Source organism: Myxococcus sp. MH1 (genome assembly GCF_059738865.1).
On record NZ_AP026947.1, the window covers coordinates 4475854 to 4491788 of the forward strand.

10 protein-coding genes are annotated in these 15935 nt (G+C 71.1%); 7 read left to right on the forward strand and 3 right to left on the reverse strand.

The features are described 5' to 3' along the window. The first annotated feature begins 252 nt into the window (after positions 1–252). Positions 253–858, forward strand: a complete 606-nt coding sequence (locus tag AC6JA9_RS18010; RefSeq protein ID WP_497960278.1) for a GNAT family N-acetyltransferase — start codon at positions 253–255, stop codon at positions 856–858. A 132-nt stretch (positions 859–990) separates the two neighbouring features. Further along, positions 991–2778: a sigma 54-interacting transcriptional regulator gene (locus AC6JA9_RS18015; protein ID WP_223750109.1), complete on the forward strand. Its 1788-nt coding sequence runs from the start codon at positions 991–993 to the stop codon at positions 2776–2778. Positions 2779–2788: 10 nt separating this feature from the next. On the opposite strand, the gene AC6JA9_RS18020 is transcribed toward AC6JA9_RS18015, so the two are convergent. Beyond that, positions 2789–4147 (reverse strand): alpha/beta fold hydrolase, encoded by a 1359-nt coding sequence (locus AC6JA9_RS18020; protein WP_497960280.1) that lies wholly within the window; start codon positions 4145–4147, stop codon positions 2789–2791. 497 nt (positions 4148–4644) lie between these two features. On the opposite strand from AC6JA9_RS18020, the gene AC6JA9_RS18025 reads away from it, so the two are divergent. After that, entirely contained in the window at positions 4645–5463 is an 819-nt protein-coding gene (locus AC6JA9_RS18025; RefSeq protein ID WP_223750107.1) for a ThiF family adenylyltransferase, read from the forward strand. A 27-nt stretch (positions 5464–5490) separates the two neighbouring features. On the opposite strand, the gene AC6JA9_RS18030 is transcribed toward AC6JA9_RS18025, so the two are convergent. Both AC6JA9_RS18030 and AC6JA9_RS18035 read right to left on the reverse strand, forming a co-directional pair. Next, positions 5491–5940 (reverse strand): DofA protein, encoded by a 450-nt coding sequence (locus tag AC6JA9_RS18030; protein WP_141322761.1) that lies wholly within the window; start codon positions 5938–5940, stop codon positions 5491–5493. 376 nt (positions 5941–6316) lie between these two features. Further along, complete coding sequence (locus AC6JA9_RS18035) at positions 6317–8833, reverse strand: penicillin acylase family protein (protein ID WP_223784702.1); 2517 nt, start codon at positions 8831–8833, stop codon at positions 6317–6319. A 154-nt stretch (positions 8834–8987) separates the two neighbouring features. On the opposite strand from AC6JA9_RS18035, the gene pssA reads away from it, so the two are divergent. The 4 genes from pssA to AC6JA9_RS18055 all read left to right on the forward strand — a co-directional run bounded on the left by pssA (position 8988) and on the right by AC6JA9_RS18055 (position 15914). Beyond that, the gene (gene pssA, locus AC6JA9_RS18040) at positions 8988–9632 is read left to right on the forward strand and encodes a CDP-diacylglycerol--serine O-phosphatidyltransferase (RefSeq protein ID WP_223784701.1); all 645 of its coding nucleotides are present in this window, start codon (positions 8988–8990) and stop codon (positions 9630–9632) included. 163 nt (positions 9633–9795) lie between these two features. Further along, positions 9796–12747 carry a choice-of-anchor D domain-containing protein gene (locus AC6JA9_RS18045; RefSeq protein WP_497960283.1) on the forward strand — a complete coding sequence of 984 codons (2952 nt, stop codon included), beginning with the start codon at positions 9796–9798 and terminating at the stop codon, positions 12745–12747. A gap of 197 nt (positions 12748–12944) precedes the next feature. After that, the gene (locus AC6JA9_RS18050; RefSeq protein WP_497960285.1) at positions 12945–13289 is read left to right on the forward strand and encodes a hypothetical protein; all 345 of its coding nucleotides are present in this window, start codon (positions 12945–12947) and stop codon (positions 13287–13289) included. A 147-nt stretch (positions 13290–13436) separates the two neighbouring features. Next, a complete protein-coding gene (locus tag AC6JA9_RS18055; protein WP_497960287.1) occupies positions 13437–15914 on the forward strand; it encodes a protein kinase domain-containing protein in 2478 nt (825 codons plus the stop codon). Positions 15915–15935: the final 21 nt, after the last annotated feature.

Genomic DNA, 15935 nt, shown 5'->3' on the forward strand with positions numbered 1-15935 from the left:
GGTGGAGCGTGCGGAACGAGGGGCGGCTCCGTTGCCTCGCCATTCCAGGTCGATGCTCCCCCCGGCGGTTGCTCCTGCTGAAGGCGGCCGGCGCTATCTCTCCAGCCCATGTCGACTGTCTCTCCGGCCGTCGCGCTTGTTGAAGAAGCGCCCTCGGGCATCTCGTCATCCCATGGCCATGCCGCCTTTCGCGAGGGCGCTCTTGCCGAGTGAGGCGACCCCCTGTCTTCTCTCCCCCTGGAGTCTTGCTCGATGAAGGGTGCACCGATGCGCTTTTCGCCCGTGTCGCTGTCGCTGAAGGAGGGTCGTCCCTGTCTCATCCGGGAGGCGACGCCCGAGGATGGACCCGCGTTGTTCGAGCTGGAGCGCGCCGTCGTCCAGGCTCGCGAGGGGCTGGTGAAGCTGCCGGACGAGCTGCCCGCGGACGCGGCCGCCTTCACCGCCCGACGTGAGGCCGCGGGGCTCCACCGCCAGGACGGCACCGCGTTCCCACTCGTCGCCACCGCACCCGGAGGCGCGCTCCTGGGCGAGGCCTCCTTCCTGAGGCCGAGCTACCGGATGCTGCGCCACGGCGGCGTGCTCGGCATCGGCGTCCACCCCGACGCCCAGGGCCTGGGCGTGGGTCGCGCGCTGATGCATCACCTGCTCGCGTGGCTGCGCGCCCATCGCGACGTGAACGGCGACAGAATCCACCGCGTGGAGCTCCAGGTCCGGGGCGACAACCCCCGCGCCCAGGCCCTCTATCGCTCCTTCGGCTTCGTCCTCGAGGGCACCCGTCGCGACTTCCTGCGCACCGAGGAGGGCGTCTGGGTCGACGACCTCCTCATGAGCCTGCTGCTCCACCCCGAGCGGCCCTGAGTCGCCTTCCACCCTCACTCCGCCACCGGGCTCGCCCGCACCGCCCCTCGACGACCGGACGGCGACATTGTCTTTCCCCTGCCGCCGCAATTTCCCAGCAAGGCTTCATCCGTGAAGTAGACTGCGGGCGTCATGACGCGGCCTGTGTCCGCCTACGCCCCTCGAAGCGAACGCAAGCCGTTGTACGTGAAGGTGGTGACGCAGCCCGCGCTCCCTGGGTGCTGGGCCGTCAACATCAGCGAGACCGGCATCGGCCTCATCGCCACGCCGCGTGGCCCGCAGGAAGGCCCGTGCGAGGGCGAGTCCGTGGAGCTGTCCTTCTCCCTGCCGGACTCGGGCGAGCACATCCGCGCCCGGGGCGACGTGCGCTGGCGGCACGAGACGGGCGGCCCGGTGACGGCGCTCGGCGTCTTCTTCCACGCCTTCGAGGACTCGGACGGGGTGAAGCTGGCGCGCTATCTGGCCACCGCGCGGCTCCACGTGGTGGTGGCGTTCGCCAGCGACGAGGAGGCCCAGGACGTGCGGGCCGCGCTTGAGGGCCAGGCGGTGCCACACTTCGCGTCGAGCGCCGAGGAGGCCCAGGCGCTCCTGGCCCGTGGCGACGCGGCGGCGCTGCTGGTCTGCGGCCGTGACGAGGAGCGCGCGCTGTCGTTGGTCGCGGGGCTGGGCACGCCGGCCGAGGACGTGGACCTGTCCTCCGCGGGGCCCCCCTCCGACCTGACCTCGCGCATCATCTACTGCGCGCCCGCCGCGCCCGAGCGACTGGTGGCCCTGTTCAACGCGGGGCTCGTCTTCCGCGCGCTCGGTGAGTCTCCCCCTCCCGAGGCCGTGCTCCAAGCCGTGCTCCAGGCAGGCCGCGAGCGGGGCGTGCGCACCGAACAGTGGCGCATGGCGCTGGAGCTCGAGCGCAACCTCCTGCGTGAGCGCGCGCTGTCGCAGGCCCTGCCCTCGGTGTCGGGGGCACGGGGTGAGGAGGAGGTGGGCCTGCGCAGCGCCGCCATGCAGCGGGTGATGGAGATGGTGCGGCTGGTCGCTCCGCACCGCGTGGCGGTCCTGCTGCAGGGCGAGACGGGCACGGGCAAGGAGGTGCTCTCGCGCATCGTCCACCGCCTCAGCGGGCGCGGCGAGGCCCCGCTGGTCATCCAGGACTGCGGCGCGCTCACGGAGACGCTGCTGGAGAGCGAGCTGTTCGGCCACGTGAAGGGCGCCTTCACCGGCGCGGTGGCGGACCACCCGGGCCTGTTCGTCCTGGCCAACGGCGGCACCATCTTCCTGGATGAGATCGAGAACACCACCCCCAACCTGCAGGCGAAGCTCCTGCGTGTGTTGGAGACGGGCGACGTGCGTCCGGTGGGCGGCACCCAGGTGCGCCACGTGGACGTGCGGGTGCTGGCCGCGAGCAACAAGGACCTGGGCGAGGAGGTGCGCGCGGGGCGCTTCCGCGCGGACCTGTTCTACCGGCTCAACAGCTTCACCATCGACATCCCGCCCTTGCGCGAGCGGCCCGAGGACATCCCGGAGCTGGCGCGCTACTTCCTGGGCCTGTTCAACCGCACCCTGCGCCGCTCGGCCAGCGGCATGTCCCAGGAGGTGGAGGACATGCTGCGGGCCTACCCGTGGCCGGGCAACGTGCGCGAGCTGCGCAACGTGCTGGAGCGCGCCGTGCTGCTGTCGCGGCCGGGGGAGGTGGTGTCGCGCCGGCTGTTGCCGCCGAGCCTGGCGTCCGCGTCCCCGCCCCGGAACGAACTGGCGGGAGACGGCTCCTTGCGCGCGCGACTGGAGCGGGTGGAGCGTGAGCTCATCCGCGAGGCGCTCGAGCGCCACGGCGGGGTGCTCCGACGCGCGGCCATGGCGCTGGGCATGGACCCGGTGACGCTGGGCCGCCGGGCCCGGCGCCACGGCCTGTGGAAGCAGGACTGACGTCCGGGCGTCAGTGGGCGCGCACCCACTGGAGGATGGGACGCCACACCCGCTGACGGGCGCTGGCCGCGAGGAACAGGTCCGCGTGACCGAAGTCGAGCGCGCGCTCGGCCACCGGGTGGTCCCTCACGATGAGGGACACCACGTCGTTGCTCCCCAGGAGCGACGTGGAGAACACCCCGTACTCACCCACGCCGCCGCCCGCGCCCACGTACAGCACGGGCAGCTTCACCTGGCTCAGCCGGTCGTCGTAGGGCACCTCCAGCCCGCACGTCCACGCATCCGACTCCACCACCTCGTTGAGGCTCTGGTAGGGCGCCGCGCGCTGGGCGTACTCGTAGAGGTAGGCCTCGGACGTGTACGTCAGGCTGCCCGGCAGTCCCGTCTCGTCCGCCTTGCCCGCCAGCAGGTGGTAGCCCGGGGCGAGCGGCTCCAGCGGCTTGAGCAGCGCGCCCGTGGCCGCGGCGGAGACGATGGCCGCCCGGCGGTTGGTGGGCCGACCCGTGCCGGGGCCGAAGACATCATCCGGCAAGAGCGGGGACGGCGCCGACGGCGCCAGGGCCGCGAGCTGGCCGATGGCCTGCAGCGTGATTCCCGGCGCCGCGCCGAGCAGCCCACCCTCGTAGATGCCCGAGTCCCGCCGGGCCTTCATCGCCGCGTGACGCCCGCACGCCCAGGCCCGCTGCTCCGCGTTCTGCGGGGCATGCCGCATCACCATGTCCACGGGGATGAACCCATCCACCTGGCGCAGCCCCCTGGGCAGCCGCGCCTCGTCGTTCAGATAGGCATACGCGACCATGGCGCCGCGGCTCCAGGCGAGCAGGTGCAGCGAGCCCAGGCTTCCATTCGTCAGCCGCAGCGCCTTGGCCAGGAGGATGCTGGCGCCCAGGTCCTTCGCATGCGTGCCCAGGTTCCACCCGGCCATGAAGGAGAAGTCCTGCTGACCGGCGGGCACGCCCACCCACCGCATGTCCATGCCCCACACGTCCACGCCCTCCTCCGCCAGGTACGCGGCGATGGACTGCTCGCGCGGCACGTGCGCGGAGCCCACGCTCGACAGGAACGCGGCGTCGAAACCCCACGCGTCGCCGTGCAGCATGAACACCGCCCGCTGCGTCCGTGCGGGCCACCAGGGCGCGTTCTCCCGCACCACGCGGTGCACCGTCACCACGTCATGCTCACCGGGCCCCACCTGGAGCTCGAAGCGGTAGTGCGCCAGGTCTCCGAAGAGCGCCTCGCGCGTCGCGTGCCGCGCGGTGGCGGGGCCCGCCACACCCAACAGCTCGGAGCCGTTCGTCGCGAGCGCCTCCGTCGCGCTGTCCCGCAGCGCCTCCGGCGTGGCGGGCGGCTCGGAATTCCCACAACCCAATGACAAGAATGTCAGACAGACAAGAAGGCTGAACCTCAAACGCATAGGGACCTCGAATCGAAGAAGAGGGGTTCGGAGGAGGCCGCGCGTCGGTGTCCTGGCTCCTCCGTGCCGTGTCACCCGCTGAGCAGAATCCACGCCAGAGTTTGAACACACGAAACTCGCGGAGTGTCTCCTATCCCTGGACTTCACGCCTGGTGTCCACTGTGAAGCAACCGTCTGACATGCCCTGGCGGGTGCGGTGGGAAAGACCCCGCTTCACGACTGAAGCAGGCACATCACGGGTGTGGCGCGGGGCGGATGGCTGAGGCTGTCGGACGTGCCGAGTGCCGTGCGCCGGACACCGTCCCCGGGGGAGGCGGACTGGTGAACATCCCGGGCCGCCAGCCCCTCCCGGGAGCGGGGGACGAGGACCACATCGACGGGCCCTGGGATGACGCGAGGGCGACACGTCGCACGCACACCTCGACGCTCCCGGGAAAGAAAGGGGAGGCGTCATGGTGGAGCCCCGTTTCGAGCGCAATCTGGGAGTGGTGAGCGCCGAGGTGATGGCGCGTCTGGCCCGCACGCACGTCCTCGTCGCCGGGGTGGGAGGGGCCGGAGGCCAGTGCGCGGTGGACCTGGCGCGGCTGGGCGTGGGGTGCCTGACGCTCGCCGACTTCGACACCTACGAGGTCCACAACATGAACCGGCAGGTGGGGTGCTTCGAGAGCACGCTCGGCGCGTCCAAGGTGGACGTGGTGGGGCGCATGTGCCTGGACATCCACCCGGACCTGCGCCTGCGGCTGGTCCACGAGGGCATCACCGAGGACAACGTCACCGACGTGCTGGCGGGCACCCAGGTGCTGCCGCCGGTGGACTACGTGGTGGAGGTCATCGACATCGCGGGCGCGCGCGCCAAGCAGGCCCTCCACAAGGCGTGCCGCGAGCGCGGCGTCCCGGCGATGACGGGGTTGATGCTGGGGTTCGGGGCGGCGTTGCATGTCTTCCAACCGGATGCCCCGCTGTACGAGGAGCTGTACATCCTTCCGGATGGCCGCGTGGACCTGCCGGCCATCATCCCGCATCTGGGCGACTACCTGCATCAGGCCGCCATGGAGGCGTGCTTCGCGGGCAAGGGGCCCGCGCCCACCTGTGTCGTGGGGGCCACCACCGCGGCGGGGATGATGGTGAGCGAGCTGATGCGGGGGGTGATGCTCGGCGCCCACACCATGGTGTCGTGGCCGGAGTACCTCTACGTGGACCTCTTCGACCACCGCTACGTCAAGGCCCGCGCGAGGCCCCGGAGCGAGGAGCCCGCGCGCCAGCCCGCGTGAGGGCGGGCCGACGCGCGTGCAGGTGGCTCACACCACGCCGCGCCTTTTGGCCTCCTCGATGACCCGGGGCCCGTCCACGCCCAGGGTGTCGGAGAGCAGCGGCGCCACCTGTTCGGCGCGCTGGTGCACGCGCTGGAGCGTCTTGTCGTAGGTGCGCGTGACGATGTTGATGCCGGCGATGATGACGCGCTGGAGGTTGTACTGCAGGTCATTGCCCTCGACGATGGCGTGGATCTCCGTGAACAGCGGCCGCGCATCCGACTGGAACGCGGACAGGTTCGAGCGCTGCTCGCTGTTGGGGACCGCGGACCTGGAGGACAGGCTCGCCACCAGCACCAGGGGTGGCTCGGGCCTCGCGTGGGCGTCGCGCATCTGCTGGAACACGCGCTGGATGTCCTGCGGGTCGGGAGGGGACTCCCACCGCAAGAAGAAGACCCTGTCGATGATGGCTGTCTTGAAGACGGGTGTCGTCGTCATGGTGCGCTACCGCTCCTTCGCAGTACCGGTGCCCCCGGGGCCGTTTCACCGCGTGCTGCTGGCGGTGCCGGGCGGTCTGCCCGCGCATCCTGGGTTCGCCCCGCCGTGACGCCAGCCGCCCACGGGGGCGGGCATCACCCGCTGGACACGGGGCTCGTCCCCACGTCGCGCCGAGTGTCGCCCCGAGGTTGCCCGCGCCCCCGCCGCTGTCGCGTGGTGGACTGCGGGCTTCATAGGGCCGGCCCGGGAAGGTGCGGGGCGGTGTCCCCCACGCGCCCGAAAAAACGAAGGCCCCCGCCGTGGAAGGGCAGGGGCCTCGGGTGCTTCAAGGGGGGCGCTGCCTCACGCGAGGAGCGAGCGCCCGGACGGCTTGGGGCTAGTTGCCGGAGATCTTCGTCTCCTCGACCTTGGCGGCGTTGATGGCCTCCTCGGTGAAGACGATGTTGCGCCACTGCTTGTTGGAGAACAGCTCCGTCTGGTCGGCGTAGTACGGCGAGCTCTTGTCGCTGGACTCGCTGTAGGTCAGCACCGCGCGGCCCTCGACGCCCGTGTCGGTGAAGCCCATGGCCATGATGAAGCTGCTGCCGTTGTTGATGACGTAGCCCTGGTCGGTGAGGTTGGTCCGGGAGTTGATGACCGTGCTGCCGCGCACCGCGCTGTAGTCGGAGTCCGGCGTGGTGGACTTGAGCGTGCCCCACGACACGATGTTCGCCGTGCCGTCGTAGCTGCCGCCGCCGTGGATGGGGATCTTCTTGCCGTCCACGCGGGTGGAGTACTGCGACTCACCCAGCGGCGCGTCCACGGGGATGCCGGCGACCTGCAGCCGGTAGACGGCCGCGGCCAGGGCGAGCAGCACCGGGTCCGAGCCCGTCGCGGGAGCGGCCGCCAGCGTGTGCGGCGTGGCCAGGGGCTCCGCGGCGTTGAAGGGCACCGCGAACAGGGTGCCACCGTTGGACAGCGTGCCCATGGTGTGGTGACCGGAGAACTCGCGGAACAGCGCCGCGCCGCGGCTGTCCGCGTTGAACAGGCCGTCCCAGGCCGTGAGCGCCGCGCAGCCCGCGCGGATGTCGATCTGCGTGGTGTTGTACTGCACCGTCGTCACGCCCGTGCAGCGCGCCACCACCTGGTCCTTGAGCAGCTCGGAGACCATGCCCCGGTTGCTGAGGATGGCGTTCTCCAGCTCCGCCACGGTGAACTTGTTGTCCGCGCCCGACGCGCCGTTCTCCTCCATCAGGAGCTTGGCGTTGATGCGCGTGCGCGGCGTCTGGCCCACGTTCTCCAGGCCGTGCATGGGGGAGAAGCCCGTGAGCGGCTGGTTCGGGTTCGCCAGCCAGTAGCTGTCGTTGGCGTTGAAGACGAAGTCGCGGCGGGCGAGCTTGGGCACGCCGCTGAAGGGGACCAGGCCGGGGCCGCGCGCGCCCTCGGCGTCACGCCACTCGTTCTCCGGGTTGCTGCCGTCGAGCAGCACCAGGCCCATGCTGTTCCAGATGGCGGCCGTCGTCGGGTCCGCGCCGGCGGAGGCCGCGCGCCAGGTGCCGATGGCGACGGGCGACAGGTTGGGGGTGGGCGTCGCGTCGGTGTACCAGACGTTGCCCGCGCGGTCGGCGGCCATGGTGTTGACCCAGGGGATGCCCTGGACGGTGGCGTAGACGTTCTGGAACTCCTCCAGGCTCTTGGCCCGGTTCATCCCCACGAACTGGCTGACCAGCTGGGTGTTGTCCAGGTTGGCGTCGCGGTAGGTGAGCACCGACTGCGCGGTCCACGGCGCGGTGCCGGGGATGACGATGACGGGGCCGTAGTGGCTGCTGTAGAAGCGCTGCGTGATGTGCGTGAGCGAGCCTTCGGGCAGCTTCACCAGGATGGTGATGTCCTGGGCCACCATGTCCCGCTCCTCGGTGCCGTACTTGTAGCGGGTGGGGTTGCCGGGGACGAGCTGCAGCCCGTAGAGCGTCATGCGCTGGCCGGAGGAGAACGTGTGCGTCCAGGCCACGTGCTCGTTGAAGCCGATGAGCACCGCGGGCACGCCGAGCAGGCCCACGCCGTAGACGTTGAGCTGGCCGGGGACGGTCAGCTGGCTCTCCCACAGCTTGAGCTCACCCTCCCAGGGGAAGTGGGGGTTGGCCACCACCATGCCGTGGCCGGACGCCGAGCGGTCCGCGCCGATGGCCCAGCCGTTGCTGCCCACGCTGCTCCACTCGGGGCGCTCCACCTTGAAGCTGCCGGGGGCGGGGCGGCCCTCGCTGCCGGCGCCCGGGATGGGGGGCGTGGCCGCGGCGATGGCGAGGATGAGCTGGTAGCTGCTGCCAGCGAGGCCGACGCTGATGTCATAGGCCAGCAGGTCCACCGCGCTGATGGGCTTGACCCAGGGCGCGTTCGTGCAGGGCGCGGGGAGCTTGTCCGGCGGCGTCTCCTTCACGTAGCGGTTGAAGCCCGCCACGTAGCCGTTGAACATCTCCTGCACGTCCGTGGGCAGCTTGGGGAAGGCGGCCTCCGCCTTCTTGTCCAGCGCCAGCACCCGGTAGCCGAAGTCGCTGCCCGCGTACGTGTTGCCCGGGCCCGCGCCCAGGTAGCGGGCGCGCTCGCCGCGGACCTTGAGGATCTGATCCGACAGGATGCAGACGTGGTCCTTGGCGAAGGCGAAGCCCTGGCCATAGGACAGGCTGCCCAGGTCGTCCGCGATGATGTGGGGGATGCCATGCGCGGTGCGGCGGATGGTGGCCTCGTACTTCGCGGGCTCCTCCGGCGCTGGCGGGGTGGGCTTGCCGTCATCATCCTCACCACAGGCGGTGGCGAGCGCCAGGCTCACGCCGGCGAAAAGGGTGAGGTGCCAGCGAGAGCGCCCGGACTTCCAGGACGCCCCTCGCGGGGAGGACACGGTTGGGTTTGGATGCATGGCAGTCGTCGAGCGTAGGAAGGGGCTGATTCAGCCGTCAAAAGTTTTCTCGAACTCGACGATTCCTGAGAGCCTGAACTCAGACGCACCGCGGCATGAAACACGACAGCGAGGGACCGGCAGTGAGGGTTCACTGTGCTAGGAGAGCGCGCATATGACGACCGAGCAGCCGCGAGCCCGCCGCCCGCGCCGCCACTTCTCGATGATCCGCACCTTCGTGCTCGCCGACTTCGTGACGCTGGGCAACGGCTTCGCGGGAGCGGGGACCATCCTCGCCGCGATGCAGTACCTGGCGACCGGGCAGGTGATTTGGATGTGGGTGGCCTTCGCGCTGATGCCCCTGGCGCTGGTGATGGACTTCCTGGATGGACGCATCGCCCGGTGGCGCTTCAAGAAGTCGCCGCTGGGGGCGGACCTGGACTCGCTGGCGGACGTCATCTCCTTCGGGATGGCGCCGGCGGCGCTGGCGTTCGCGGTGGGGATGCGCGGGGCGCTGGACGTGGCGGTGCTGCTGTACTTCGTGGCGTGCGGCATCAGCCGGCTGGCGCGCTTCAACGTCACGTCGGCGGAGTTGGCCGACCCGACGGGGAAGGTGAAGTACTTCGAGGGTACGCCCATCCCCACCAGCCTGGCCCTGGTGATGGTGCTGGCGGTGGCCACCTACATGGGCCGCATCGGCGATGCGCTGTTGGGTGGCACCTGGGAGGTGGGGCCGCTGGTGCTGCACCCGTTGGTGCTGCTGTACGCGGCCAGCGGCAGCGCGATGATCTCCAAGACGCTGCGCATCCCGAAGATTTGAGGGAAACCGGACGTCGTAGGCCCCCCTGACACCGGGATTGGCCCTCGTGGGTGGTTGCCCGCCCCTGGGTGGGTGCCTAGTTTCGCCATCGGGTCCGCTCGGCTGCCTCACTGGCGGCAAGCAAGCGGCACAGGGCGATGGGCGCGGGGAAGGGGTGGAAGCCATGACGGGGCGCTTGGGCATTTGGGCCCTCGCGGTGTTGGGGCTGGTTGCGGGGTGCGCGGATCGCGAGCGCTCGACGCTCGCGGACGGGCGGTTGACGGCGACCCCGGGCGGGATGGATTTCCAGAAGGTGGCGCTCTACGACGCGCGCGAGACGGAGATCTCCCTGCGCAACGTGGGACGTGCGCCGGTGGACGTGAACGAGGTCTGGGTGGAGGGGCCGGAAGGCGCCTACCGGGCGGAGTTCACCAGCGACGTGCCCCACAGCCTGGTGCCTGGGAGCGCGGCGTCGCTGAAGGTGCGCTTCGCGCCGACGAAGGAGGGTGGGCAGCCGGCGATGCTGGTGGTGCGCTCGGACACGCGCATCGAGCCGCTCTTGCGCATCCCGCTCACTGGCTCGGGCGTGGACGCGTGGGCGCGGGTGTCGCCGCGCTCGCTGGACTTCGGGCGCATCGAGGCGGACTCCAGCAAGACGCTGGCGCTGTCGCTGGAGAACCCCACGGAGCTGGCGGTGGAGGTGACGCCCCGGCTGGTCGGCGCGGACAAGGACGAGTTCGTGGCGAAGTCCGTGGTGGTGGAGCCGGGCGCCAAGGTGGAGCTGCCCATCCAGTTCAACCCGGTGAAGGTGGGCCGCAAGCAGGTGGCGCTGGCGCTCACGCCGTGCCGGGGCTGCGCGGACGTGCCGGTGCTGGTGGCGGCCGAGTCGCTGGAGCAGGCGGTGGTGGCCGAGCCCCCGGTCCTCGACTTCGCCGCGGTGCCGGTGGACCGCGAGGCCTTCCGCGAGTCGCGCATCCGCAACATCAGCACCGAGCCCATGACGGTGAACCAGCTCACGCTGGACGGGCTGGACCTGTCCTATTCGCAGGCGAACACGGGCTTCCCGCTGGTGCTCCAGCCCGGCGAGGTGCGCGGGTTCCAGGTGCGCTACAGCCCCGGCCACATGGGGCCCGCGGAGGACATGGCGCGCTACCACGTGGTGAGCAAGCGCCACCCGACGACGGACGTGAAGCTCAAGGGCTTCGGCGGCGCGGCGGAGCTGTGCGTGTCGCCGGTGACGCACGACTTCGGCACGCAGCCGCTGGGCTCCAAGACGCGCGTCATGGTCAACGTGAAGAACTGCGGCTCGTCCAACGCGGGCGCGCTCACGCTGGAGTCGCTCACCTGGCAGCCGGACCCCGCGGGCGCGGCGCAGTTCAACCACACGCCGCTGGCCATGCCGCATACGCTGCAGCCGGGGCAGGAGATCAACATCCCCGTCTTCTACGAGCCCACGCGCACGGGCTCCGCGTCGGGCGTGCTGGTGATGACGACGAACGCGTACTCCGCGGCCACGGTGCAGATGGACTTCCGCGGCACGGCCCTGGCGCACGCGCCCTGCGAGCTGGCGATCACTCCCATGGCGCTGGACTTCGGCACGGTGCCGCCGGGGCGGGGCGCGGTGCTGGGCGTGAAGCTGGAGAACAAGGGGCGCGACCTGTGCCCGGTGAAGAACATCCAGCTGCGCGACAGCGACGGCGGCGTGTTCCGCATGCCGGGTGGGGACCTGTTCGGCGTCATCATCTACCCGGGCGACTGGTTCAGCTTCCAGGTGGCGGTGCAGATGCCCGTCACCGGCGGCACCTTCGCGGGCACGCTGCAGGTGGAGCAGATGGAGCCGGCCAACCCGGTGGTGCTGGTGCCGCTCATCGCCAACGCGCAGGCGACGTGCCTCATCCCGTCGCCCTGGTACGTGGACTGGGGCGTGGCCCGGCGCGACTGTCCGCCCGAGCCGCGCGAGGTGAACTACCTCAACGCGTGCACCATGCCCGTGTCGGTGTCCAACGTGTGGATCGGCCCCGGCACCACGGACGGCGAGTTCTCCGTGAGCGGCGTGCCCACGCCGCTGCCCTTCACGCTGCAGCCGGGCGAGGCCTTCACGGTGGACCTGGACTACACCGCGCAGGTGTACGGCATGAACCTGTCGCCCTTGTTCGTGAGCTCCGACGACCTGGCCGCGCCGCTGCTGGTGCCGCTCATCGGCGAGTCCTCCAAGCGCACGGACAAGACGGACCACTTCACCCAGCAGGACGTGAGCAAGGTGGACGTGCTCTTCGTCGTGGACAACACCGCGTCCATGGTGGAGGAGCACCCGCGGCTCGTGTCGGCGATTCCGTCCTTCGTGGACGCGGCGCTGGCCAAGCAGGTGGACCTGCACGTGGCCGTGACGACGACGGGCATCTCTGCCGTCTCCAACGCGTGCCCGGGCGGCGCGCAGGGTGGCGAGGCCGGCCGCTTCTTCCCGGCGGACAACGCCCGGCCGCGCATCCTCACCCAGAACACGCCGAACCTGACGACGCTGCTGCAGCAGAACGTGCAGGTGGGGCAGTGCGCCCAGGTGGAGCAGGGCTTCGAGGCGATGCGGCGGGCGCTGTCGCCGCCCCTGGTGAACAACGCGGATGATCCGCGCACGTCCCTGCCGCGCGACGGCAACCTGGGCTTCCTGCGCGACGCGGCCGCCCTGGTGGTGGTGTTCGTGGGCGACGAGGATGACCACTCGCCGGACGCGGTGGACACCTACGTGGCGTGGGCCCAGCAGCTCAAGGGGCAGAACCAGCCCCAGCGCGCGACGTTCTACGCCATCGCCCCCACGGCGACGGCGTGCGGCACCGCGGGCGGCACGGGCACGCGCTACGCGGAGGCCACCGCGCGCACCGGCGGCGAGGTGATGAACGTCTGCGCGGCCAACTACGGCCCGCTCCTGTCCGCGGTGGCCAACAAGGCCTTCTCCGCCCAGGACCGCTTCCCGCTGAGCGACTCGCCGGAGCCGGGCAGCGTGACGGTGACGGTCAACGGCGCCCCGGTGACGACGGGCTGGCGCTACGACGCGCCCACCAACAGCGTGGTCTTCACCAACGTGCCGGCGCCGGGCGCCAAGGTGTCCATCAGCTACCGCCGCTCGTGCGACGCCGGGTGAGCAGGCGGGCGCGGGCGGGGGCTTCCAGACAGGAGGTGTGAGCCAGTCGAAGGGCCGGTCATCCGGCCCTCGACGTTCATGTCGGTCCCGGGTGCTACAGGTCTGCTTCCGCCTGTGCGGATGACCAGAAAATTGGAGCGCTCCTCACGGTGTGTACCCTGAGGTCGTACCCGCTCCCGCCGAGGAGGCACCCGGTGATGTCCCCAGACTCCGAAGGAACCAAGACGACGAGCCCGGCCCGCCCCAGCGCGGCGCGCTCGCCGGGCCTGCGGGTCATCCAGGGCGAGGGCCGCCGCAAGGAGGAGCCGCTCGCTTCTCGGGATGCCGTCGCCCGCGCCCTGATGGAGGCCGGCGCCGACCTGCTCCTGCGCCGCATCTCTCCGGCGCGAGCCCAGGAAATCGAGCGCAAGGTGGACCGGGTCCTGGACCTGTTCGACCGGGTGGACCGGGCGCCGGTGCTGATGCCGGTGCTCAAGCGGTACCTGGACGAGCTGGAGGCGCTGATGCGCGAGACGCGCGAGGTCCGGGTGGCCCGGCGGTAGCGCGCGGGCCGGGATTAACCGGTTCCGCCATGCCTACAAGGGTTTGACCCCCCTGTCGTGTGGGCTTACGCTCGGGACTTCGCCGCGCCCGGATTCCGGTAGGCCACGGGCCGTGGGTATCCCTGTGGGAGTGCCGGTCAGGTCGCCGTGACCATTGAAACGTATGGCAGGTACCAGCTCCTGAAGCGACTCGCCATGGGCGGGATGGCGCAGCTTTATCTCGCGCGCCAGCAGGGCCCGGAGGGCTTCGAGAAGCTGGTGGTGGTGAAGCGGATCCTCCCGCACCTCGCGGAGAACGACGACTTCGTCAAGATGTTCCTAGACGAGGCGCGCATCGCCGCGCGGCTGAACCACGCGAACGTGGTGCAGATCTTCGACCTGGGCGCGCAGGACGACTCGTTCTTCATCGCCATGGAGTACATCCACGGCGACGACCTGCGGCGCATCTGGAAGCAGTCGGAGGCGATGGGGCAGCCGGTGCCGGTGCCGCTGGTGTGCCGCATCCTCATCGAGGCGTGCTCGGGCCTGGACTACGCGCACAAGCGCACGGACCCGTCGACGGGGCGGCCCCTGGGCATCGTCCACCGCGACGTGTCCCCGCAGAACATCCTGGTGACGTTCGAGGGTGGGGTGAAGGTGGTGGACTTCGGTATCGCCAAGGCGGCGGACCAGGCCACCGTCACGCGCTCGGGCGTGCTGAAGGGGAAGTATTCGTACATGTCGCCGGAGCAGGCCGCGGGTCAGCGCGTGGACTGCCGGGCGGACATCTTCGCCTTGGGCGTGGTGCTGTACGAGCTGCTCACCTGCACGCGCCTGTTCAAGCGCCCCAGCGACATCCAGACGCTGGCGGCGGTGGCCGAGTGCAAGGTGCTGCCGCCCTCGCAGGTGAACCCCCGGGTGCCGCAGGACCTGGACGCCATCGTCCTCAAGGCGCTCGCGAAGGACCCGGTGGACCGCTACCAGGAGGCGGTCCACCTGCAGCTGGCGCTCGAGGACTGGCTGAGCGCGAACCGGCTGCCCTCGTCCACGGCGCACGTCGCCGTGTACATGAAGGACATCTACGCGGAGCGGCTGGCGTCGGAGGCGCGCTCGGGCGAGGTGCCGATGGAGGACTCCGACCCCGCGTCGGGCTCCGGGCGCCAGGAACAGGGCCCTCGCAGGAGCGGTCTGCGGCCGTCGTTGTCGCGCTCGGCGGTGGCGCCCGAGGGGGAGACGGCGGCGCTCAGGCCTCGCGGGCAGACGCGGAACACGGGGCGCATCGAGCTGGAGTCACCGGCGGGCCGGCTGACGGGCCAGCGCCGGGCGTTGGAGTCGTCGTCCGCGCCGGAGCGGGCGTCGCGCTCGGGGCTGGGCGCGGTGCCGGCGGCGCCGCGGGTGGAGGAGGACGCGCCGACGATGGACGGGCGCGCGGCGTCCCGGGCCACGCTGACGGACGTGAAGGCGGCCACCGAGCCCAAGCCCGAGGGCAGGCCGCCGACGCGGGCCGTGCCCGTCGTCGTGCACCACGGCCACCACGTGGAGGAGGACGCGCCCACGCTGGCGATGCCGGAGCTGGCGTCGACGCCGTCGCGGCCCTCCCGCCTGGCGCTGCCGGAGGTGGCGTCACCCTCGAGGCCCTCCCGCCTGGCGCTGCCAGTGCCGCGTGAGGAGGATGAGGAGCAGGAGGAGGACGCGCCCACCTTGTCGCTGGGCATGTCGCGGCCGGGGCGCAAGAAGGGCGCGGCGCGCACGGGCGAGGTGTCGCAGGCGACCACGTCACGGCTGGGCTGGTGGATTCCCGCGGTGGGGTTGGGGCTGGTGGTGCTGGTGCTGCTGTGGGCATGGATGAAGCCGGGCGAGTCGGCGCCGGTGCAGGCGCTGCTGGAGACCGAGCCCGCGGGCGCGCGGGTGGTGTTCGACGGGCGCGAGCTGCCCGAGCGCACGCCGCTGACGCTGCCGGGGATGCCCGAGGGGCGCTACGCGCTCGTGGTGTCCCTGGAGGGCTACCAGGAGCTGAGGACGGAGCTGGAGGTGCAGGCCTCGGGGCCTTTGCCGCTGGGCGTGCTGAAGCTGGTGTCGGTGGCGCCGGCGGAGAAGAAGCCCGTGCCCGTGGCCGAGCCGGAGCAGGCGCCCGTGGAGGCGCCTCCCGCGCAGGTCGCCCAGAAGGTCCGCCTGCGGCTGGAGTCGCAGCCCGCGCAGGCGCTCGTGTACGTGGATGGGCGCCAGCAGGGAGCGGCGCCGCTGGTGGTGGAGTCCGCGCCGGGCGTGGCGCTGGCCGTCCGGGTGGAGGCCGCGAAGCACCACCCGCTGGAGCGCACCGTGACGGTGGGCTCGGGGCCGGAGCAGGTGGAGCGCTTCACGCTGCAGCCGGAGGCGAGGGTGGCCCCGGTGGTGACGCCGCCGCGTCCGCCCCGGCAGGAGGTCCGCGCGGAGACGCGGATGGCGAAGGTGCGCTTCGCCGTCAGGCCGTGGGCCGAGGTGACGTGTGGAGGGAAGAAGCTGGGCGAGACGCCCTTCGAGGCGGTAGAGCTGCGCGTTGGCAGCTACGACTGCAAATTCTTCAATCCCGACCTCAAGAAGACGCTCAGTCGACGTATCGAAGTGAAGCCCATCGACCTGAACGTCGTGAGCGTGAAGTTCGAATAGCGCACATGCTCCGGAAGCTCC